General features: G+C 60.1%; 18 protein-coding genes, 3 pseudogenes and 1 other annotated feature. Of the genes and pseudogenes, 6 read left to right on the top strand and 15 right to left on the bottom strand.

What is annotated here, in order from left to right; all coding sequences use genetic code 11:
* Positions 1-136: 136 nt before the first annotated feature.
* From CFE35_RS15230 to CFE35_RS15215, 4 genes are read right to left on the bottom strand one after another with little or no spacing between them, the layout of a single operon-like run.
* Positions 137-1,594: a bifunctional 3-(3-hydroxy-phenyl)propionate/3-hydroxycinnamic acid hydroxylase gene (locus CFE35_RS15230; protein WP_292931758.1), complete on the bottom strand. Its 1,458-nt coding sequence runs from the start codon at positions 1,592-1,594 to the stop codon at positions 137-139.
* A gap of 22 nt (positions 1,595-1,616) precedes the next feature.
* Positions 1,617-2,648 carry an MBL fold metallo-hydrolase gene (locus tag CFE35_RS15225; protein ID WP_292931756.1) on the bottom strand — a complete coding sequence of 344 codons (1,032 nt, stop codon included), beginning with the start codon at positions 2,646-2,648 and terminating at the stop codon, positions 1,617-1,619.
* Positions 2,649-2,651: 3 nt separating this feature from the next.
* Positions 2,652-3,491, bottom strand: coding sequence for a fumarylacetoacetate hydrolase family protein (locus tag CFE35_RS15220; protein WP_292931754.1), 840 nt, complete (start codon positions 3,489-3,491; stop codon positions 2,652-2,654).
* Between the two features lie 3 nt (positions 3,492-3,494).
* Positions 3,495-4,505: a VOC family protein gene (locus CFE35_RS15215; protein WP_292931753.1), complete on the bottom strand. Its 1,011-nt coding sequence runs from the start codon at positions 4,503-4,505 to the stop codon at positions 3,495-3,497.
* A 28-nt stretch (positions 4,506-4,533) separates the two neighbouring features.
* Between CFE35_RS15215 and CFE35_RS15210 the strand changes: the two genes are divergently transcribed.
* Positions 4,534-5,253: a TetR/AcrR family transcriptional regulator gene (locus CFE35_RS15210; RefSeq protein ID WP_292931751.1), complete on the top strand. Its 720-nt coding sequence runs from the start codon at positions 4,534-4,536 to the stop codon at positions 5,251-5,253.
* 92 nt (positions 5,254-5,345) lie between these two features.
* Here CFE35_RS15210 and istB read toward each other — a convergent pair whose 3' ends face one another.
* The 3 genes and pseudogenes from istB to CFE35_RS15195 all read right to left on the bottom strand — a co-directional run bounded on the left by istB (position 5,346) and on the right by CFE35_RS15195 (position 8,657).
* Positions 5,346-6,218 (bottom strand): IS21-like element helper ATPase IstB, encoded by an 873-nt coding sequence (gene istB / locus CFE35_RS15205; protein ID WP_292931749.1) that lies wholly within the window; start codon positions 6,216-6,218, stop codon positions 5,346-5,348.
* A complete protein-coding gene (gene istA / locus CFE35_RS15200; protein WP_292931747.1) occupies positions 6,215-7,459 on the bottom strand; it encodes an IS21 family transposase in 1,245 nt (414 codons plus the stop codon). Before istA ends, istB begins: the two co-directional genes overlap by 4 nt.
* Before the next feature lie 440 nt (positions 7,460-7,899).
* Positions 7,900-8,657, bottom strand: a pseudogene (locus CFE35_RS15195) (IS5 family transposase).
* Positions 8,658-8,944: 287 nt separating this feature from the next.
* On the opposite strand from CFE35_RS15195, the gene CFE35_RS15190 reads away from it, so the two are divergent.
* Positions 8,945-9,145 carry a hypothetical protein gene (locus tag CFE35_RS15190; RefSeq protein ID WP_292931745.1) on the top strand — a complete coding sequence of 67 codons (201 nt, stop codon included), beginning with the start codon at positions 8,945-8,947 and terminating at the stop codon, positions 9,143-9,145.
* Positions 9,146-9,147: 2 nt separating this feature from the next.
* Here CFE35_RS15190 and CFE35_RS15185 read toward each other — a convergent pair whose 3' ends face one another.
* Positions 9,148-9,567, bottom strand: a complete 420-nt coding sequence (locus tag CFE35_RS15185) for a winged helix DNA-binding protein (protein WP_292931743.1) — start codon at positions 9,565-9,567, stop codon at positions 9,148-9,150.
* 767 nt (positions 9,568-10,334) lie between these two features.
* On the opposite strand from CFE35_RS15185, the gene CFE35_RS15180 reads away from it, so the two are divergent.
* Entirely contained in the window at positions 10,335-11,048 is a 714-nt protein-coding gene (locus CFE35_RS15180) for a hypothetical protein (protein WP_292931741.1), read from the top strand.
* Between the two features lie 26 nt (positions 11,049-11,074).
* Here the strand turns inward: CFE35_RS15180 and CFE35_RS15175 are convergent, their stop codons facing one another.
* The 6 genes and pseudogenes from CFE35_RS15175 to CFE35_RS15150 form a co-directional block, all read right to left on the bottom strand.
* Positions 11,075-12,103 (bottom strand): hypothetical protein, encoded by a 1,029-nt coding sequence (locus CFE35_RS15175; protein ID WP_292931739.1) that lies wholly within the window; start codon positions 12,101-12,103, stop codon positions 11,075-11,077.
* A 201-nt stretch (positions 12,104-12,304) separates the two neighbouring features.
* Complete coding sequence (locus CFE35_RS15170) at positions 12,305-13,042, bottom strand: LuxR C-terminal-related transcriptional regulator (RefSeq protein WP_292931737.1); 738 nt, start codon at positions 13,040-13,042, stop codon at positions 12,305-12,307.
* A 137-nt stretch (positions 13,043-13,179) separates the two neighbouring features.
* Entirely contained in the window at positions 13,180-13,926 is a 747-nt protein-coding gene (locus CFE35_RS15165; RefSeq protein WP_292931735.1) for a LuxR C-terminal-related transcriptional regulator, read from the bottom strand.
* A gap of 354 nt (positions 13,927-14,280) precedes the next feature.
* Positions 14,281-15,427, bottom strand: a pseudogene (locus tag CFE35_RS15160) (IS3 family transposase).
* Positions 15,140-15,263, bottom strand: a sequence feature (AL1L pseudoknot). It overlaps the preceding pseudogene by 124 nt.
* Before the next feature lie 132 nt (positions 15,428-15,559).
* Complete coding sequence (locus tag CFE35_RS15155) at positions 15,560-16,663, bottom strand: glycine cleavage T C-terminal barrel domain-containing protein (protein ID WP_292931733.1); 1,104 nt, start codon at positions 16,661-16,663, stop codon at positions 15,560-15,562.
* A gap of 94 nt (positions 16,664-16,757) precedes the next feature.
* On the bottom strand, positions 16,758-17,675 hold the full coding sequence (locus tag CFE35_RS15150) for a LysR substrate-binding domain-containing protein (protein WP_292931732.1): 918 nt from the start codon (positions 17,673-17,675) through the stop codon (positions 16,758-16,760).
* Between the two features lie 114 nt (positions 17,676-17,789).
* On the opposite strand from CFE35_RS15150, the gene CFE35_RS15145 reads away from it, so the two are divergent.
* Genes CFE35_RS15145 through CFE35_RS15135 form a run of 3 tightly spaced genes read left to right on the top strand, consistent with a single transcriptional unit; the run spans position 17,790 to position 20,597 of the window.
* Positions 17,790-18,584, top strand: coding sequence for an SDR family oxidoreductase (locus CFE35_RS15145; RefSeq protein ID WP_292931731.1), 795 nt, complete (start codon positions 17,790-17,792; stop codon positions 18,582-18,584).
* Positions 18,581-19,324, top strand: coding sequence for an aldolase (locus CFE35_RS15140; RefSeq protein ID WP_292931730.1), 744 nt, complete (start codon positions 18,581-18,583; stop codon positions 19,322-19,324). The genes CFE35_RS15145 and CFE35_RS15140 overlap by 4 nt, the downstream gene beginning before the upstream one ends.
* Positions 19,314-20,597, top strand: coding sequence for an MFS transporter (locus CFE35_RS15135; protein WP_292931728.1), 1,284 nt, complete (start codon positions 19,314-19,316; stop codon positions 20,595-20,597). The genes CFE35_RS15140 and CFE35_RS15135 overlap by 11 nt, the downstream gene beginning before the upstream one ends.
* Positions 20,598-21,267: 670 nt before the next feature.
* On the opposite strand, the pseudogene CFE35_RS15130 reads toward CFE35_RS15135, so the two are convergent.
* Positions 21,268-21,744, bottom strand: a pseudogene (locus CFE35_RS15130) (hypothetical protein); the annotation flags it as partial.

Here is a 21,744-nt window from a genome sequence, read left to right as displayed (position 1 = left end):
CACGTCGAAGGCCGGTTTTACCAGAAGCCAACGCTACGATGGTCAGGTCGTCAATGACTGTTATAAAAAAGTTCTCTTCCTGCAACCCGATATGAAGGAAGCGACCCCTGAGCTGATTTTCCCTAACTTCGGCGCTCTACCGGCTCACCGATCCTGTTCCCAGGGCAGCGGACCATTGTTGTTTCAGGTCGTTCGCTGCACCTGTTCCGAAGACATAGCGGTCCGGTCGCACCAGCACCGCTTCTGCCTGATGGCGGTCTAGCCAGTGGCGCAAATTTTCGGCAAAGGGTGCGAAAGCGCTCGCCTCCAGTGCTCGGCGGCTGATGAGCCACATATCCGGGCCCAGAACATCGTCGAGGCGAGCGCCGTTGCTTGCTACCGCTTGCGGGAAATAGCTTCCCGCTGCCGGTGAACCGATCATGATAAGCCCCGTTGCCAGCGGCGGATAGGCGGGCGGGCCATCAGGGAGCTTGCCGAGCATCCGGGCAAGGCCAAGTTTGGCATCACGCAACGCGGCGCCGATCCGGCTGGTCGTGCACACCATGCGGCCCATCATGATCGCCATGTCGATGGTCGCGCGCAGGTTCGGCGCGCGTTCGGGTTGATAAGTGTCGAGCAGCGCGGCATCGGCCTCGTCCTTCACCGACATGGCCAGCTTCCAAGCGAGGTTGGCTGCATCCCGCAGCCCCGAACACAGGCCCTGCCCCGCGAAAGGCGGGGTCTGGTGCGCGGCGTCTCCGGCCAGGAGCACGCGCCCTTTGCGCCATTGCTCTGCAATGCGGGCCCGGAAAGTATAGACGGCGGTTCGCTCGATTCTGACCGCGTCCATTACGTTCCACGGCGCGAGCAGCCGCTTCACCGAGGCGGGAGCGCTGATGGCCTCAGGGGTCTCACCGGGCAGGATCATGAACTCCCAGCGGTGGCGGCCTTCGCCCATGAGGACGCAGGTCGTGGGACGCGCGGGGTCACAGATCTGCAGGTTGGCGGTGGGCAAGCGCGCTGGATCATCGACGAGCACGTCAACGACGAGCCATGGTTCCTCGAAGCCGAGATCCTCGAACGTGATGGCGCTGGCCTTCCGGACTGAACTGCGGGCGCCGTCAGCCCCGACAACCCAGCGGGCCCGCAGGGAGCGCTCGCCTTGCGGCGTTGAGAAACGGGCGGTGACGCCCCGGTTATCCTGCGTGAACGCAATCATATCCCACCCGCCGCGCAGCGCTTCGGGCGCGCGTTCGGCGAGCGATGCCCTGAGTGCGGCTTCAACCGAAGGCTGGTGGATCATGTTGGCGACCGGCCATCCGCCCGGGCCGATCCCTTCGGCCCCGTCGAAACACAGCAGCACTCTGCCCTTGGCGTTGCGGAACTCGTAGCGATCGGCGCGGCGGCTGGATGCCATCACCGTTTTGGCTGCACCTGCGTCCTGCAGGATCCGCATCCCTTCGTGGTCTATATGCGCCGCACGGGGGAGAGGGAAGATGCCTGCCTCCTTCTCCGCGACGATGGCGCTAACCCCGCGTTTCGCCAGCAGGCTTGCCAGCGTCACCCCTGTCGGCCCTCCGCCGATGATCAGGACATCGCAATCAAACCCGCTCATCGTTGCCCCCAACACCATAGGATCAGAACGCCAGCACCATGCCGTCTTCAGCTACGGTGATATCGCCATGGAAGTGATCGCTCATCCCATCGGTGTACATCGCCCGGACCACAGCATTTTCGGGGTAGGGGATGAGGTGGGTGAGGACGAGCTGCTTCACCCCGGCCGCCTGCGCCTGCTTGGCCAAAGCGATATTGTCGGCGTGGTAGGGAATGGTGCGCTCCGCCACGCGGGCGTGAAACTCCATCCCGAGCCGCCGCATCTCTGGGATCGCACGGCGCACCATGTGCACTGCGTAGGATTCATGGATGACCATATCGGCCCCCTGCATGGCGGGTAAGTTGGCAGGGCTTACCTCGGTATCGCCGCTGATGAACAGCTTGCGGCCCTTGTATCGCAGCACATAACCCAGCGCCGGGCGCACCGGATCATGCGCAACCAGTGCCGCATCTATTGTCAGCCCGTCCTTGTCGAAGACCCGCACACTGCGGGCACCTTCCGCAAAGGCGATCTCCAGCGGCACGGCCCGGGCCACCGCGCGGCGTTCTGCAAGGTGGGGCATGTTGGCACTACGATAGCCCTCATCAAGCGCATAGGCCTGTTCGTAACCCGCGATAAGGCCGGCCATGCCAACTGGCCCTTGCACCTCCAATGGGGTCTTGCGCCCCCAGATCCACCCCGCGTTGATCAGCACGCCCAGGTCGCCGAAATGGTCGGAGTGGAAATGGGTGACGAACACCCTCTCCAGATCATTGACCGGAATGCGCGAGGCGGCGAGCGAGCGCACGCTGCCGTCGCCAACGTCAAACAGAAACAGCTTGCCGCCTGCCGCGACCAGCGTGCAGGCCTGCGCGCGGGCCGAGCTTACTTCCGGCGATCCGGTGCCGCAGATCAGCACCTTGATGCCATCATGATCTTGGGCGAAAGCCTTGTCCGGGCCCTGCTGCACGCGGTGGCCTATCGCCATGCCGAGCAGTGCATCACGCTGGGTATAGGCAACGCCCGCAACCGTCATAAGCAGCCCCGCAAGGCCGATCAGGAGCTTGCGGAGCATCGGTCAGTCTTCCGCCACCATCGTGCCTTCGATAGCCCCAAGGCGATCGATCTCGGTGCGCACCACATCGCCCGCTTTGAGGAACTGGCGCGGGTCCATCGCTGCGCCGACCCCGCCGGGCGTGCCAGTGAACAGGCAATCGCCGGGCTCCAGCGTCATGCCAACCGAAAGGTGCTCAACCTGCTCCCAGACATTGTAGACGAGGTGCTGCGTGTTCGAGTTCTGGCGCTCTTCGCCGTTGACGAAGCAGCGGATGCCGAGATCATGCGGGTCGCCCAACTCGTCGGCGGTGACGATCCAAGGGCCCATCGGCGCGTGGGTGTCGAAGCTTTTGCCCAGCGCCCACTGCGGCACGGCATGCTGCCACATCCGTTCGGTCACATCGTTGCCGACGCAATAGCCAAATACCGCATCGGGCGCATCGGCGGCTGAAATGTGCTTGCCGCCCTTGCCGATCACCGCGACCAGTTCGGCCTCGTAGTCTGGCGTCATCGTGCCGCGCGCGATCAGGATCGGATCATAAGGCGCGTTGACACTGGTCGGCGCCTTGGTGAACCAAACTTGCCGTTCCGGCGTGCCAAGACCGCTTTCGGCGATGTGATCGGCATAGTTGAGTCCGATCGCAAAGATCTTGCCCGGGCGCGGCACGGGCGCTTCCAGTCTGACTTCTGAAATTGCAATCCCTGCACCGGTCGCTGCCTTGGCTTCGAGACCGGGCTTCAGCGCCTCCCAATCACGGATCAGGTCGATCATCGTCCCCGGCACGCCGGTTTCAACCACGGTGTCGCCGACGACGATCCCGGTGCGGGTCTTGCCGTCATGGGTGAAAGTGCAGAGTTTCATCGGTCAGGCTTCCTTGGGTTTGCGCGAGAACAGGCGCTTTAAGCGCAGCTGAAGCGCGGTGACGAAGGCGACGAGGCCGGGCGGCGGGGCCATCTTGCCGGCGAACATCGGGTGCGGTGCCCCCCATTGGACTGCGAGCAGCGCCTGCAGGGTCTGCTTCGCGGGAGGATCGGCGGCAGTGAACAGGTCTCCGTCGGTCCAGTGCTCCAGCTCGTTGCCGAAGGGGTCCTTCCAGTAATCGAAGATCTGGCTGCCCATGATGTGCCGCCCCACGCCCCAGGCCGATTTGCGCTCGCGGGCCTTGAGATATTCGTGGCCGAGCATCAGGTCATCGAGGCTTTCGACCTCGAAGGCTGCATGCAGCAACCCGAGCGCACCGGGCAGCTGAGCAAGGAAGATGGTATGGTGATCGGACGGCGCGTCCCCCCGATTGCAGCGCATGAAGGCACCCAGCGGCACGCCCGGCGCGGCCTCGATCTCGTCGGAGGTGAGCAAGCCGAAGCGCTCCTTCCACCAACGTTCCGAGGCGCGGAAGTCGCTCACCTTCAACACCGCATGGCCGATTCGGCGCACATGGGCCGGGGCGGGTTCGAGCCGGATCGTCTCGCGCTGGCGGGGCTTGCTGGCGGCGGAGTTGAACTGCGGCGCGGCGCAGGGGGCGGGCGCCTCGCAGTGCTGGCCCGCAACCACCTCGATGCAGTAGCCATCTGGATCGATGAGGCGCACCACGCTGCCGCCTCCGGGTGCGTTCAGCGGTTCGGCTGCGACGCCCTCATGGGCCGCTAGCCTTTCCAGATCGGCGACGCTGGAGGCGCGCAGCCCGACCGCAAGAAACTTTGCCGGCCCAAGCTCTGTCACATGGACAAAAGGCCGCCCGTCGCGGCCTTTGCCATAAAGTCGCCCACCCTCCTCGAAGCAGGAGAGGCCGAAATCCCCGAGGAAGCCGCGCATCAGCGCAAGGTCAGGTGCGGCAAAGCGGACGTGCGCAATGTCTTCGACCTTGATAATGGCCATGACGTCCTCCCCGAGGCTGCTCGGCTTGATGCACCGAATCGCTTCTGACTATTTGGTCAACCTGATTGAATTTGACTATCTGGTCAAGTATGCCTTGTGCATGGCCATACAAGCGCTCCAGGAAACCAAGTCCTCCCGCTCCGGACGAACCCGCATGGTTTTAATTGCGGCGGGGCTAGATCTGCTGGTCGACCGTCCGATCGACGCGATACCGATAGACGATTTCGTCGCCAGCGCTGGCGTGGCCAAGGGAAGCTTCTTCAACCACTTCAAAGACAAGCATGATTTTGCCGCCGCCGTTGCCACCGAGGTGCGGCTTGGGGTGGAAGCGGAGGTGGCACGCGCCAATGCGGGGGTGAGCGATCCTGTTGCGCGCATAGCTGGAGGGATGGCGGTCGCCGCGCGCTTCGCGATCGAACAGCCGCGCCGGACGATGGTGCTGCTGCGCAGTCAGATGCCCGCCACAAGCCAGTCCCACCCGTTCAACCGTGGCCTCATGGACGATATCGAAGCAGGACTGGAACAGGGCCTGCTGCGGTCGGAGGCGCGCCTTTCCGGGGTTCCTTACTGGCTTGGCCTTTGCCAGGTGCTGATGATGCACCTAATCGACACGCGTCCGTCACGCCAACTCGCCGCAGACCTGCTGGGCGACATGCTGCTGATGGGGCTCACCGGACTGGGTGCCCATCCTGCACAGGCAGAAGAACTCTCGCGTGCAGCCCGGAACATGCAGGCTGGCGAGGCATGAAACGACGCTGTCATTCAATCGCGTGTGTCAACGGCACTGTAAAAATCCCCGGAAGTGGCAAAGTAAAATTCCCCACTTTGCGGTTTGGGTAATCAGGTGGTCATTGGTGCGCCTCCATTTTTCGGAGGACGTCCGCGGCGGCGAGGCTCGACGGGCGCAGGTGGCGTAATTCGCGCGTTGGACCTGATGTGCTCGGGCAGCAGATCGGCATGGCGGCGCAGGCGATAACTCGAGCCATCGATCTGGATGACGATGGCATGATGCAGCAACCGGTCGAGCAGCGCCGTTGCGACCACGGGGCTGCCGAAGATGTCGCCCCATTCCGCAAAGCCGCGGTTCGAGGTGAGGATCATCGAGCCCTTTTCGTAGCGCGCATTGACCAGCTGGAAGAACAGGTTGCCGCCACCGGGTATGACCGGGAGGTATCCGATCTCATCGACGATCAGGAGTGATGGCCGGCAGTAGAACCGGAGCCGTTCGCGCAAGGTGCCTTCCCGCTCTGCCTTCGCCAGGGCGCCGATCAGGTCGGCAAGCGTAATGAACGACACGCTCTTGCCCGCCTTGACCGCCTCAAGCCCCAGAGCGCTGGCCAGATGGCTTTTGCCCGTGCCCGGCGGGCCCAGCAGGTGCACGACCTCGGCCCGTGCCACGAAGTTAAGCTCGGCCAGTGCCATGATCCTGGCCTTGTCGAGCGAGGGTTGGAACGAGAAGTCGTAGCCACTCAGCGTCTTCACCGTGTTGACCCGGCCCATGCGCAGCGCGGTGCGGATGCGGCGCTCCTCCCGGAACGTGAGTTCCTCGAGCAAGAGCTGTTCCACGGCCTCCAGAGCCGTAATCTCGCCGCGGTCAAGGCGGGAGACGCAGTCATCGACGACCTCGATCGCACGCGGCATCTTGAGGCCCACCATGCTGGATTTGATCCGGTCAAGCAGTGATGCGCTGGGATCAGGAAGGAGCGAGTTCATGCGCGTGCTCCTGCCAGCTGCTGGCCGATGGCAGCATAAATGTCCAACGAACGGCGAGCGACCTGCTGGCCGGTAAACCCATGCGGCAAGGGTAGATCGTCATTTCGGCGCCGATGACGCCGGTGCCCGTCAAGAAGCGAACGCTGCCGCCGTCCCTCAAGCAGAGGATGGCGGGCGATCAGGCGGTCATCTTCGAAGATCCGGATCTCGTCAGCAAGGCTGTGGACCTCCACGACACGCCGACGGGTCGCATCCGGGACCGAGTAGTAATTGCCGCCAACACTGACCATCCCCTCATGGCTGATCCGGCGCTCAAGCTTGAGAACCGCACCGAACGGGACCAGCGGCAAGGGCTGCAACGCCGACATTTCCTCAGCAAAGGCTTCGTTCACGATCCGCCCCGTCGTTGCATGCAGGCGCGGATTGGCCACCGTGCTCAGCCAGCGATTGAACTGGGCATTCAGGTCGTCCAGGTCGCGGAACATGCCGCCCAGGAAAAAGTCTTCCCGGATGTAGCGGAACGGGCGCTCAACCTTGCCCTTGGTCTCCGGCCGATAGGCACGGCAGGCCTTGGGCAGATAGCCGTAGTGTTTCGCAAATTCGCCAAGCGTCCGATTATAGACGACGCGGCCGTCCTCATCCTCACCGATCACTGCGGTTTTCATGCGGTCGTAAAGGATCTCGCGCGGCACGCCGCCGATCGCCTCGAACGCTGCCCGGTGGCAAGCCAGCACGCTCGGCATCGTTTGGCGCAGAACGAACCGCCCCCAGATCAGGCGGGAGAAGCCCAGCACCATGGAGAACAGCCACACCACCTGCACACGATCCGGCGCATCAGCAAAACGGACCCGGAACTGCGCAAAGTCAACCTGAGCCTGATGACCCGGCGGGGTCTCTAACCGTACAGCATAGGGCTTGCCGCCCCCGGCCGGACGCATCGAACGCACCGTGTCACGCACCGTGCTGTAACCGCCTGTATAGCCCCGCTCGCCAAGCTCACGGGCCAGGCGCTGGGCGCTCAGCCCGGGATAGGCCTCCAGTCGCGCCCGCAGGTAATCAATATGTGGGTCCAACAGGCGTTCGCGCGGCTGCCGCGGGCCATATGTCGGCACATCAACCCCGCGTGCAATGTATTTGCGGACCGTCTTACGGTCGACGCCCACCTGCCGGGCGATCACGGCGAGCTTCACGCCTTGGCGATGCAAATCCAGGATCATCATCAATTCTCCAAGCTTCTTCATCGCAGCATCGCCTCCCACCAGGAGGACTATGCCGGATGTTTCGAATTTGACCCTGTCCGGGGCGCGCCCCGGACAGGGTCAAACAAACGAAGTGGGGAATTTTCAAATGTCACTTCTGGGGCATTTTACTCCGCCAACGACACGCGTGCAGCGCCAGCCTCGAAATGCCAAAGCGAACCAACCGCAATCCACCCGGTCTCGGTCGGGAGCGGGTCCGTTGCGCGATCCCGAAAGCGGCATGGCGGCTGCTGGGGAATCAGACGTTCATCTCGGCGGACATGAACGACAGACTTTGGTAGCAGGCCGATGCCTTCTCCAAGCATGCAAGCTGCACCATGCGATAACACAATACCAGACCGCGGGGCATTGAGGCAGTGATTCCTCCGGGCCCCTTGGAGGAGGAGGCAATTGGAGGGCGCAGCGCTAGGGTTCAGACTCATTCACATCCAGAATGCCACGGCGGCAGCGAGGCTTACGGCTGATAGGAAGTTCCTGGCGAGCTTGTCGTAGCGGGTGGCAATGCGACGGAAATCCTTGAGTCGGCAGAACATGGCCTCGACCCGCCAACGGTCCTTGTAACGGCGTTCGTCATACTGGATCGGGCGTTTGCGGTTGCGCCATCCGGGGATCACCGGGATCGTGCCCTGCTCGCGCAAGGCAGCCCTGATGCGGTTGGCGTCGTAGCCACGGTCGGCGATCACCCGCTTCATACCGATGGTTTCGCCGATCAGCAGGTCTGCGCCCTTCACGTCAGATGTATTGCCGGGTGTCAGGACGAGGCGGAGTGGTCGCCCAAGGACATCGACAAGGGCGTGGATCTTCGTTGTCCGGCCACCACGCGAGACCCCAATGGCATTGGCCCGCGCCCCCCCTTTTGCGCCACTAGCTGAGCGGTTAGCTTTGATATAGCTGCTGTCGATCTGACCGGTTTCCGCGATCCAACCTTCCTCGGTCAGAGCCGCCAGAATGCGCGTCCAGATGCCCGGCGGCTCCACCTGTTCCAGCGATTATAGACGGTCGTCGATGGGCCGTATTCGGTGGGGCAGTCCGCCCATCGTCCGCCGCATTTGAGCATGTGAATGATGCCGGAGATCACCCTGCGATCATCTACCCGACGCGCTCAAGGCTGTTTCTTCGGCAAGTGCGGCTCGATGGTAGCCCAAGCTTCATGCGATAACCAGAACAACGAACGCGACATCCTCAAAGCCTCCTGCCTCAGCGGAGACTCCCTGAATCAATGTGCACTCCAATTTTCAAGAGGCTGATTGAGTTTGGATTCTAATCTGGCGCGGCGGCCAGTTCGAGGGTGATCAGCATCTCGTCGAGCACGGCATGCTCTAAACCTAGGGCCCAGTTGCGACATAAACCTCCTTGTTGCTAGCCAATGGCCTTCAAGGGCAGCCTCCTCAAGGGTTTACCCTACCATCAAGGTTAATCTGCCGTTAAATGCATACTGCTAAAGCACTCTGTGGGTTAGCTTTTATCATGAAGGAAACCGTTCCATTGGAAAGCAAGGCTACAATGATGTCAATCGTGCGGAACGTCATTCCTGAGATTGAAGAAGTTCTCGCGAATATCGACAAGCTGAAAGACGAGAATCCATCTTTTCAGATGGCAGCGATATACATAGATCAGGCTCTGCACATTCTGAAGAATGAGATGCCAGGATATGAGCAGGCTGAATAATATTATATCGAAAAATAGCGATTAATTAGATCGCGACTTAAATTAGTTAGGTTGAGCCATTGTCGCCTTTTGTCAGTATGATCTGGTTTTCTTTGAACGAAGTTCATACGCTCGAGCAAAGAGAGCCATCGAACTATCGTAGTTTGCGGGACTCGAGCCTCGATACATATGCTTGACGCTGTTAATTTTGTTCCTTCGGCATCAGCAATGTAGAGCTCCAACAAAATTTCCCATGCAGGATCATTGAAAATCTCGGCTGGCAAGAAAATCTTGTCCCGAAGCCTGCGACGATGCAGTTCGCCCTTCGCAAGCGCAACTCGACCAAGCGGGGAGATCTGCTGGCGCGCCATTGCGGCTTCCGCCGAAATGTCACCCACCAGAGATTGAAGCGCCTTCAGCTTATCCACGCTGATCCGGTCCATCTTACCTCCGATCAACTCTCCACAACGCGCCAGCGCAGCTTTTCCCGCACTTTTTCATTAAGCAATTGCACTTAACCAGCGTTAACGTGCCCACTGCAAGTTCACCATATCCCAATGGTGCAGAATTGCCTCCAATTTGGCGCTTGATCCCCGCAGTAAACGGTTTCGCAGGGTCTTGGCCCAAGGGCCATAATCCAACAGGGCCGACGGAAAGCTTGAGTATGGATCGGAATCGTGAACGATAAAATCATTACGTAAATATATGATATTTTATCAATTATTGAAAAATCGGCTTTTCCCGAAGCAGCGGCACATGCCTTGATGGCTGCCGAACTCATGGCGCCACAAATCGCGCGCACCGGCAAGGTGACAGCACGCGTTTGCTGCATAAGCTAAAGTTATATTTTTCACTAAAACTTACGATCAAGAGAGCGGCTTCGGGGCGGATTTTAGTGTGATTACCATACTTTATGCCTGAGATTAAAGTTGTTTCAGACATGGATCAGGCATCTGCACTTGTGCCTGCGGTTAGGATCTAGGCCTCGCAGAACTAAATTTTCGCTTCACTCCCCCCTCTCGCTGCATTCCACCTCATATAATCGCAGCAAGCGACCTATCGACTTTCGCTGAGGCTTGTTTGACGCTTGAAGCGAAAAATCAGACGACTGATGATTAGAGCAAATCAGACCGCGCAGACGCATGGGTAAATCTGGCGTTCACCGGTTCCTTTCGGGATACGGAAATTTCTCTCGTTCAAAACGGTCGGCATGGATGTCGCTCGTTCCGCATTGGCTATTGCACTGGCAGGAGCCGCTAGTCTGCATGGCAATCTGTCGGCACGAACGCCGCCACGCACCTGGCTCGATGCGAATGGATATTCCTGGACGGAAGATCACCGCTCCGCCGAGCAATCCGGGCTTGCCGACCGCACGGCACGAAAGGGGCGGACCACGGCGAGAGGATCATTGCGATTTGGCCCCTTTGTAGTGCTCAATCCTAGCCGTGCATTATTGACGGGTGCAACGGATGGCGCGAGCCCCTCGCACTTTGCAGCGATGCGGGCGGAGTTTCCACGGATAGCCATTTTGGAAATGCGCGATTGCCCAGGGACACACGATGATGTCGCCAATCTCAGGCTCGGCCGCATGATCAGGGCTAGCGGGATTTCGACTGTGGTGCCGAGACACGGATCCGTCCGATCGGGCGCTGTTGATCTTTTCATCGCTGGCCGAACCCGCAAGGCGGCAAACGACGCCGACTTCGGGGTCCACGCCTGGCAGGATCAGCGGGGCCTGGGGCCCCACGATTTCCTGACCAACGATCGCTCAAACCAGATGTATCTGGACTACTACGCGCAAATGGGCATGAGCCATGGAGGTGCGACCGCCTTCTACAATCTTACGAATGCCGCGTCGAATGACAGCGTGATTTGGCTGGCCCGCGAAGATCTCGGCAGGTTCATAAGGGTAGAAAGTCAATGAAGCGCGGCGAGCTGCATCTCGCGGGCTTACGACCCCCGTTTTTCGGTGCTACCCATACCGCAGGTCTGAAACGTCTTCCCGAGTGCTGCTGACGAACCTGCCGCTGGAAAACCCACGGTGCTGTTTGCACTGGAAACCACGAGGTCATCAGCCTCCATCAGGCTGGCAACTTCGCTACCGGACAATAGGTGCCCCAACCCGGCCATTTCTTGCTGACTGATGCCAATCGTCGTCGTACGTTGCCCTTTGTTGTAAACTTCCAGACGCTTGTGGGATTCACCGTACTTCGCGATGTATCTCGCAGACTTTTCGAAATTTTCGTCATCCCGGAACGAAGGGCTCAAACCCGCTTCGACCCTTGCATACAATTTGCTGCCAAGACAGGCGACACCCAGCCTGTAGGTTGTCCCATCGTCAAGATATCTGGCGGTTGCGCTGACAGAAGCTTCGATACTTCCCTTAATCAATGCTGCTGCGCCGCTGTGGTAGCTGACACGCCAGGCGCTCGCAGGCGTTCGGGCCTCCTGCTTTCGATCGCTCTCGATCAGACGGCTCGCGATATGGACACGCTGACTCTTGCAGGTCATGGAATCGAGTGCGAGATTAGAGCCGTAGCCAGTGAACGTGTAGGTCTTTTGCCCCACTTTCACCGCCAGGACGTTTGCGCTGGCAATGGCCTCGAGTTGCGCAGGAGAGAGATAGGCTGCGACGTAGTCAGCGCTGCCAGCATAGTTGGTGCGCCCACGATCCTCAGGCAAGGCATCGAACGCCGAGCGAACTGTCTGGCCGCGCGTGCTGATCTGGATTTTTGGCGCGGCGCTGTGGAGCAACGCGCGAAGTTCCGGCGCGTTCGCGCCTTGTTGAACACCCATGATCATGCGTCGAGCGATTGGATCGAACGGGTCACACTGAATGCCAAGAAATATCCCTGCCTCACCTCCTCCTGCGGCCACAGCGGCCAACTGCGCTTCGGAATGCAGGATCCAACGATCAGTGCGAGGACTATCGCCCTTCGCGGTGAAGTCGGATCTCGGATTGCCGGGCAGTTCGACCATTGTCGAAGTTCGGCCAAAAACATGATCGCATGGCATGGCGCACGCAAATGCAACTGTGACCAGTCCGTATACGCGACTGCTACCCCAGAAAAAGGTTGTCATCACCAGACTCCAGATTTTTACACGCCATCCCTTAGGATAATTGCGGTTAAAATTGATAAGACCCAATTATTCGTAAATCTGCGAATGATTTTTTTGGATTTAAACAAGAATTGATCTTGTAGCGATGCACCAAATTTTTACGGCCTCCGCACAACTCTTGGTATTGAGCTTGCACATCATGTGCATCCGGTGGATTTCAACCGTTCGTGGGCTCAATTCTAATTTGCGAGCAACATCCTTGTTGCTGCAACCCTGAACGATAAGTTCCAAGACCTGGCGCTCCCGCATGGAAAGGAGCCCGATCCTGCGGATGCTGGCCTCAATCGCGCCGATCCGTTCGCGATGCTTGGCGGAGTGTTGCATTGCCTCGTCAAGTGCCGACACGAGGCACGTATCATCGCTTGTCATGTCGAAATAGTTGAGCGCGTGAGCCTTCATCGCTGCAACGGCGTTTTCGACTGATGGAATCATGGAGTAGACTATCACCGGCAGACCGCGCAGTGGAGAAGTGATGCTTTCCACGAGATAGGAGACCCCAATCGCAGGGGTCACTTCGTTGATCAAGACAATCCCGGCCTGAGGCGAAAATTCGATGAGTTCGGCTGGGCTTGAGTATATTTCGACATGGCGATCAAGATCGAGAAGCCGGCGAGCCAATTTCGCACGCAAATGCGAATCGGGATCGATCAAGTGTACCGCCAAGAGATCCCGGTCACCGCCTTTACCACCCTTGATCACCGGCCCATGGTTTTTTTCAAAATCATCAGAATTAGAGCCAAATAATTGAGAAGTCTTTCCAACAATATGGAATGCATCCATGTTTGACATGTAGGCCATTTCGATATCTCTTTTTGCCGATACGATGGCCTAATTATTAATGCCTACGGTTAACTACTTGCCGCCTCCCATTATCAGCAGAATTACTTAGGGCAAATACGTAATCAGTAGCGAGCCGAGACCTTGTGGGCTGCGCTTTACGCCGCCTCCCTGAAGCTCGCTGCATCGATACAAACCCGCACAGCTTCGGCGGCGTGCCGTGCACCCAATTTGCCCATCATCTTGGTGCGATGGATCTCGACAGTCCGAGGGCTGATTTCCAATTCGCGCGCAATGGTTTTGTTGCTGCAACCCTCCACGAGGCGGTTTAACACCTCTAGCTCACGTCGGGACAAGCGAGCTACACGCTGCCTTGCTGCAGCAGCGCGAGCTCGTTGGGCACGCTGTTCGTGGGCCACCCTTTCCACCTGCGCAATTGCTTCGGCAAAAGGCGCAAATTCAAGCGGAAGGCGAATATAGTCCAGAGCACCGGCCCTCACGGCCCGGACGACCATATCGGTCGCAGGGCTCTCCGAAACAGCAATGACTGGCAGCCATTGGCCGGCACGAGCCATTGCTTGGATAAGGCTGGAGATGCTGCCGCACGACGGTTCATCGTATGCAACGACGACGCCTTCCGCAGGAGCGTGCGCAAGAAGTTCTGCAAGTTCGGCGTAAATTTCGGCGTGGTGACCGCCTGCAAATACAATGCGAGCCAACTGCGCCCGACGACTAGATATGCCATCAACGATATGTATTATCGAGCGATTTTTCATAATAAAATCCCCAAAAATCATGATAATATCAAAAAATACAATACATATTTTTGAAAAATTATCGCTTTTTGAAAAAACGAGAAATTTTATCACATTTAATATATAAAATTGAGAAATTTTCTCGGACATAACCTGAGTTTACGTACTACGCAGGGATGCTTACAAGAATTCAATGATTCATTCTGGTGGAATGAGATTGGCGGCGCGGCGCTAATTAATGAAAAATAAAGAAAAATCACATCCGATCTGGTTTCTTCGATCGGTTCGCGGCGATCTTCCTGGTTCGTCAGGCGGTTTTCATGGGTGATTTGCGCTCATGCTCCCGCAGTGCTGCAGGAGCGTCGCCTCGGGCTGAGGCACGAAATGGCGGGTGCCAGAGAGCTAATCTCGAGCCGCCGGAATATCCCGAACCGAGAAAGTGATGTTGGAGAGCTTAGGGCAAAATGAACCGCCCCTTGGTTGCCGTAGGCCATTTGGTGCAAATCATGCGGCTATGGGTGTGTCGTCCCGCATTGTATAATAACGCTCCTCGAATTTAGGGCTTGTTATGTTGTTGATGGGAGCGATTAATCGCTGATTTTTGAGCCAGTCGCCCCATTACATGCGCTGAAATTCGTTCCGAGTGTTGCGTATTCGACGGCTTCAAATGATCGCCATGCTCACGCCGGTGGATGACCTCGGCCTTGTAAAGACCGTATGATCGTCTCGGCCAAGGCGTTGTCATGGCTGTCGCCGGCGGTTGCCCACCGAGGGCTCGATCACGGCCTCGGCAAGGCGCATAGCATAAATGATCGAAACGTACTGGCTGCCGCGATCGCTGTGGTGGATCAGGCCACCACAGTGGACAGGCCGCCGATCATGGATCGTCTGCTCCAGGGCATCCAGCACGAAGCTGGCATGCGCTGTCCTGCTTACCCGCCAGCCCACAATGTAGCGGGCGTAAACGTCGATCACGTAGGCCACGCAGACGAACCCTGCCCAGGTTGCACAGTAAGTGAAGTCCGACACGCAAAGCATGTTCGGCGTCGGGACATGGCCCTGGCGATTCACCTGATCGAGCGGACACGATGCGGCCTTGCCGCTGATCGTTGTCTTCACCGGCTACCCCAGATGACGCTCTGCAAGCCCAGATCGCGCATGAGCTGTTCTACCATGCATCGGGCAGTATCGAAGCCCACGTGCTGCATCTGCCGCCACACCTTGCATATGCCGTACAACTTGAAGTTGGAATCGAACACTCTCCAAACCTCAGGCGTCATGGCCTCGTCACGCTGGGCATGTGGTGACAGGTGCGAGGGATCGCTGCGCTGTGCCACGCGTTCATGGTAGGTGGATGGAGCGATGGGCAGAACCCGGCAGATCGCCTAACTCACCTTACATCTTGGCCCACACTAAACGCGATGCTCATCAGTGAAGCTGGTCATCGCTTGAACGGACGGTCGAGCTCCGGCTGGGCAAAATATGCAGAAGCCTTGCGCAGAATCTCGCTGGCCTGCCGCAGCTCGCGTTTCTTGTGCTCCAGCGCCTTAAGGCGTTCTGCCAGGTCGCTCGGAACGCCGGCCAGCTTGCCACTGTTAACCTCGGTCTTCTTCACCCGCTCCAGCAGTGTGTGTCCCAAGCAGCCGATCATGGCCGCTATTGCGCTTCACTGGTCGCGGATGGTGCGAACGTAAATCGAATTAGGGCTGAGGGTTGATAAGACGAGAAGCGGTTAGATGGTCAGTGTAGAACCCGAGAATTCCAAGCAGCTACTGGTCACTTCCTAGAGAAACGGCAGTTCCACCAACGTCCCCGCCGTCATGCCGCTTGGGCGCATGATCACGACCGCATCACCGGCCTGCGCTTCCAACGAGATCAGGGCATAGCCGATATTCGCCTTCATGCGCAGCGACCAAACGCAATTGGTCATCACGCCCGCTTTAGCACCGCGCAGCAGGATATCCTCATGCGTGAAGCCTAGCGGGGCGGGCACATCGCCTTCAAGGATCAGGCCGAGTTGATGGCGGCGGGGGCCTTCCCGAGCGATCTGGCGAAGCGCGGCGATACCCAACGTGTCATCCGGCACATCGAGGTTCACGTACTTTTCCAACCGCACTTCGAACGGGTTGGTATCCGCGTCGGTATCACCGCCGACCGAGAGCAGGCCACTCTCGGTACGCTCGGCAGAGGTGGGTGCGCCAGGGCCGATGCCATGGGGGCGGCCCGCTTCCTTGAAGATGTTCCACAGCCGGGTGCCATGGCGCCCGTCGCGCAAATAGATCTCGAACCCGCCCTGTTTCGACCAGCCCGAGCGCTGGACGGTGACCGGAATGCCCTCGACCTCGGCATCGCGGAACCAGAAGTATTTGAGATCCCGCACCCAGTCTCCCATGACCGATGCGACCACCGCTTCGGCCTTGGGCCCTTGCAAGGCCATGGGCGAGACATCTGGCTCGCTGACTTCGACATTCAGGCCGCGCTCGGCGATGACGGCATTGGCCCAGAGCCAGATGTCGCTGTCGGCAATCGAGAACCAGTAGAGATCATCGGCGTGCTTCAGCAGGATGGGATCGTTGATCACCGTGGCGCGATGATTGCAGAGCGGCGCGTACTTGCCCTGGCCCGGCTTGCAGTTCGATAGATCGCGCAAGGTAAGGATCTGTGCGAGCCGTCCCGCGTCGGGTCCTTTCAGCTGGACCTGACGCTCCACGCCGACATCCCATTGCGACACGCCTTCAATCAGGCGCCAGTACTCGGCTTCGGGATCGCCGTAAGTCGTGGGCATGATCATGCGGTTGTAGATGGTGGCGGACGTCATGCCTTCCGCGATTGTGGCTTCGTGGAACGGTGACGTGCGCAGACGCGCGGTCGGGAACACGGCAACCATGGCGCTCTCCATTGACAGATCGGAACCATGTCCGGCTGGCATCGCAGAGCATCGTCAGGCAATAGACTTGTCGTTCAGAATGCGTGAGATATTCTCATACCTCGAAGGTGCGCAAAGCAGCCAGTTCGGGATCTGCTTCGACCTGCTCAAGCACCCATTTGCGAAATGCGCGGACATGCGGTGCCTGCGCGCGGGTTTCTGGGCTCGCCATATACCAGTAAAAGTCGGGCTTCACCTCACGGTCGGTGAAAGAGCGGACAAGCACCCCGGCGGCCAACTCTTCGGCAGCGTATGGCTCCATTGTCATGGCAACGCCGTGGCCACGCGCCGCCATCCGCAAGGCGTGGTCATAGCTGTCGAAGCGCAAGCCTTGGTCCGGATCGACCTTTTCAAGCCCTTGGGCATCGAGCCAGACCTGCCAGTCCGTACGCGAAGGGTAGACCTGGAGAATGGGCTGGCCGACAAGATCCTCTGGTTCGCGCAGGGATTCGGCAATCCGCGGCGTGCAGACGGGGTAGAGGCGCGGCGTGAAGAGATAGGTCGAGTGGAACTTATGCGGCACCGGTTTGCCGATCAGCAGCGCAACGTCGCACGTGTCCTCGCCTAGATCCGGGTCATCCTGCGCAGTTGTCAGCCGGATCACGAGCTTGGGGTAGCGCTTCTGGAAGCTCTCGATCCGAGGCATCAGCCAGCGCACGGCTACCGTGGAATAGGTCTGAATCGTCAGTTCATCGGGCCGGGCAAGCCGGTGCAGCGCGCGCATGCCGTGCTCGATCTCGGCAAAGGCGGCCTGCACATGGCGGTGGAACAGTCGTCCGGCCTGCGAGAGTTCGATGCCCCGCGCAGTGCGGGTGAAGAGGTGGACGCCGAGGCTTTCCTCCAGGAACTTGATCTGGTGTGAAACGGCCGACTGGGTGACATGAAGCGCCTCTGCCGCGCCCCGAAAGCTGCCGGTGCGTGCGGCAGCATCGAAAGTGCGCAAGGCGTTCAGCGGTGGCGGACGGATGCGCATCAGCAGGGCTTCGCATGAGTTTTGCTCATCAGCAACCGACCAATTACCTGCTTGCATGCGGCGACCCGGGGAAGGATGCTGGGTCGTGTGATGGACCTCGGGTTGCGAAAGGGCATGAATTTGCGGGTTGCTGTTATCTCTGCCGCAGCCAGCGGTCTCGGCCTCGCAATTGCCGAGGCGCTTCGCGGCGACGGCTGGCTGGTCTACATCTGCGATGTCGATGCCGCCGCTATTGCCGCGCTGGACGATGGCTTTGTGACGCGGCCGTGCGACGTGAGCGATGCTGTGGGGGTCGGCGCCTTCTTTGCCTGGCTGGAGGCAGACCTTGCCGCCCGGGGCCTTTCAGGGATCGACCTGCTGGTCAACAACGCTGGAATTCCGGGGCCGACGGCGCGGGTGGAGGATCAGCCCCGCGATGCCTGGGTTGCGACCGTGAACGTCAATCTCAACGGCACATTCTTCATGACCAAAGCCGGCATCCCGCTGCTGCGCCGCCGCGCTCCGGGTTCTGCCATCATCACGATGAGTTCGACTGCGGGACTGTTCGGCTGCCCGCTGCGGGGGCCCTATGTGGCGACCAAGTGGGCGCTAATTGGCCTTACCAAGACGCTGGCGATGGAGCTCGGCCCGGAAGGCATCCGGGTCAACGCGATCTGCCCCGGCAGCGTGGAAGGACCGCGCATCGACCGGGTGATTGCCGCAGACGCAGCCGCACGCGGGCTGACCACCGATGAGGTCGAGCGCGAATACAAGCGGCAGACCTCGCTGCGCACCTTTGTGACCAAGGAAGATGTGGCGGCGATGGTGCAATACCTCATGTCGCCTGCAGGAGCGCGCATTTCCGGGCAAGCGCTCGTTATCGACGGGCACACGGAAAGCCTGTCGCTGGATATGGAGCCCGCGCGATGATGGACGAGGCAGAATGGCAGGCGCGGGTGGATCTTGCCGCTGCGCATCGGCTGGCGGTTCATTTCGGCTATCACGAGGGCATCGACAACCACTTCACGCTGCTCGTCCCGGGCCGTGCGGACCGTTTCCTGCTCGCCCCGTTCGGGCTGCACTGGTCCGAAATCCGCGCGTCCGATTTCCTCGTGGTCGACTTTGCCGGGAACAAGCTGGCGGGCGAGGGGCCGGTGGAGGACACCGCGTTCCACATCCATGCGCCGCTCCATGCCGCCCGGCCCGATGTGCGCTGCGTGATGCACACGCACATGCCCTATGCGACCGCGCTCAGCATGGTCGAGGAGCCCGAGCTCCTGATGGCGAGCCAGAACGCGATCGGCTTTTCCGGCCTTGTCGCGCTGTGCGACTACGAAGGGCTGGCGCTCGACAGCAGCGAGGGCCAGCGCATGGCGGCAGCGCTGGGTGACAAGGCCGTGCTTCTGCTGCGCAACCACGGCGTGGTGACGACGGGCACCAGCGTCGCCGAAGCCTTCAACACGCTCTATTTCTTCGAGCGCGCGGCGATGACGCAAATCCTCGCGCAATCGAGCGGCCAGAAACTGCGGCTTGTTGGTGAACCCGCGCTGGGGCGGACGGGCCATCAGTATACCACGTCCGCCGAGGTCGAGGGACTGGACCGCATCGAACTCCATTTCGCGGCGTTGAAGCGCATGCTCGGTCGGCAGGGTTCCGATTATGACCAGTGAGGCTCGCCCGCTGCGCACGACCGCCCCGCTGGTGCTGGTCGGCCTGATGGCGACGAGCCTGTTCATCAACTACATCGACCGGGGCAACCTGGCGACCGGCGCGACGCAGATCCGCGCCGACCTGGGCCTCAGCGCGACGGCCTACGGTGCGCTCGCGGCCGGGTTCTACTTTGCCTATGCGTTCTGCCAGCTGCCGGCCGGCGCGCTATCTGATCGATGGGGCGGAAAGGTGGTTCTGGCGATCGGCGCGGCACTGTGGTCGGTATCAACGCTGCTGACCGGTTTCGTGCAGGGCTTCCTCGGCCTGTTCGTGCTGCGGCTGATGCTGGGCATGGGGGAAAGCGTCGCCTTCACCACCACGTCGAAGATCATCGCCAGCAATGTGCCCAAGGCGCAGATGGGGCTCGCCAATGGAGTGATCGGCTTCGGCTATCTCGTGGGACCAGCAGCCGGGACGTTCATCGGCGGTCTGCTGATGATCCAATGGGGGTGGCGCGCCACGTTCGTGCTGTTCGGCGCGGCTTCTATGCTGTGGTTGCTTCCGTGGAGCCGGGTCCGGATTAGTTCACCGCTTGCCGACGACGTTGCCAGCGCAGAGGGGGCAAGCTCAGAGGGGGCAGGCGCAGAGCGGGCAGGCGCGGGGCCGGAGGTGACCCTGCGCCAGATCCTCTCCCGCCGCGCGCTGTGGGGGGCATCGCTTGGGCACTTTGCAGGCAACTGGAACTGGTACTTCATCCTCGGCTACCTGCCGATGTACCTCGAGATGCAGCGCGGTTTTTCGAAGGCGCACATGGCGACGGTGGTTTCCAGCGCCTATCTGGTGAACGCGCTCGCGGCCCTGTTCGCCGGCTGGGCGATCGACAAGGCGATGGCCCGGGGCTGGTCGCCTTCCCTGACGCTCAAGGTGCCGCTGGCCCTCGCGCATGTAGCCGGACTGGTGTGCATGCTGGCGATGCCGGGAATGCCGGTGGGCTGGTGCATCGCGCTGCTGTTCGTCTACGAAATCGCGCTCGGGCTTTCGTGCCCAGCCTACTTCATCATCCCCCAGATCATGGCCGGGCCTTCAGCTGCTGCGCGCTGGGTGGGGATGCAGAACATGATGGGCAATATGCCGGGGATCATCGGTGTGTTCTTTGCCGGTGTGTTGATTGATGCAGGCGGCGGCTCTTACGGCACTGCGTTTCTGCTGGCTGGCCTTGTCAACGTGCTGGGGCTTATCGGCTGGCTGGCGATCCTGCCAAGGGTCGCCCCGGTCGACTGGCATGCCGACTAGCGGCCTTTCCAAGTCGGCATGCAGTTTCCGGCGAGCACGCGGGTGCCTTGCAGCACCTCCTCTGATTGCAGCATCGCCTTGGTAAGGGGCAAGGATCCGCCGCGCATGTGCCCGCCTCCGATCGACGCTCATCGACCGAAGGCTTTCGCTGACGGCCTTATCGGTCACAATAGCCACGACAAGCCCGATTGCTCGGCATGAATGAGGCCATTCGTCTTCGATATCACCAAATCCGCCGCGACAACCGATCCAAGGGCTCGTCAACAATCATGTAATTGGAAACCAGCCTCGCTTTCAGCCGCTCGGGCGTCGGCTTGCGGGCATACTTGGACAGCCCCCGCAGGCGGCTGGTACCCTTATCGATGGAGCAGTAGGCCCCGGTTGCAGCACAAACTCCCGCTGCGAGCCGCAGGCAATGCCCCAGCCGCACACAGACGCGAAGTGCGCCTTGCCCGGCGGCAGCACCAGCGTGATGCAGAGCCCGCCCGTGTGGGAGCACAGCGCGTGCCAGCGCTCACCGCCGAAGCGCATAGAGACCCTAGCGAGCAAGACAAGGCAGTCTACGCAACGCTTCGGGCCGCCCCAACGACAGCTTCTGTCGGGATCGGACGCTCACGTGCCAGAAACGAACGTCGTAGTCTGGTCGCCTTCGGCCGGTGCCCGCGTCCGTTCATGTGGCTGAACGCAGGGCTTCGTAGAGCTGCCCCGGACCTAGCAAGATGTCCTTCAGGCCGTCCCGCACCCGCTGGCTGTTCAGCGCCTGCGAGCTCATGGTCTCGTGAGCTGTGAGCGCGTCCATGACAGCGTTGAGGATCTCGTTGGCCAAGGTCGGTGACGCCGCGAATTGTGCCTTTGAGTTGTTCTGCGCCTGCATGCGCAATGCCGGGGACTCGAGTAGTTTCCCCTTGAGAACGTTGTTCACATAGATGAGCTGGTCGTCATCGGTCAGCTCACCCTCGAACAGGTCGTTCACCTTGGAGATGATCTCGGCGAGCAATGCCTTTTCTTTGTCTTGAACACTGCCTGTTGATTTCCACTGAGAGCTGACCCGGGAGGCGCATAATTTCCACTGAGAAGTGACCCATGTTCTGACCTTCCCCCTGGCTGCCTGGTCGGGGGACATTGGAGTGATCGACATGGCTTTATT

Source organism: Novosphingobium sp. PASSN1, from assembly GCF_002278815.1.
Note: the sequence above shows the minus strand (reverse complement) of the source record. Positions and strands in the feature narration are given on the sequence as shown.